The organism is Pantoea sp. SIMBA_079 (genome assembly GCF_046940275.1).
Taxonomy (GTDB): Bacteria; Pseudomonadota; Gammaproteobacteria; order Enterobacterales; family Enterobacteriaceae; genus Pantoea; species Pantoea borealis.
On record NZ_JAWRYR010000232.1, the window covers coordinates 1 to 277 of the forward strand.

The window sequence follows — 277 nt, forward strand, 5'->3', positions numbered from 1 at the left end:
TCACCCTGAATGGTGCCGAGGATGGTAACAAAGTGATTACGATAGTTCACTGGATCAAGGAAGCCGCTTTGTCTGGCGAGCAGTCGGCCCTGATAGTTGGCTTCAATATCAGGCTTCGCATAGCTATCCAACGGTAATACAGCGATTTCTAACAACGTATCCGTTTTGCCATTGATAACGTTGATAACCTTCCCACCAAAGCGCGCTTGTTGACCAACATATAACCCCGGCTGGTTATGAACAGCAACAAAACTTTTTTGAATATCAGGTTGGTTAT

Annotated in this window: 1 pseudogene; it reads right to left on the reverse strand. The window is 45.1% G+C overall.

What is annotated here, in order from left to right:
- Nucleotides 1-277 (reverse strand): annotated as a pseudogene (slp, locus tag SB719_RS19835) (outer membrane lipoprotein Slp); the annotation flags it as partial.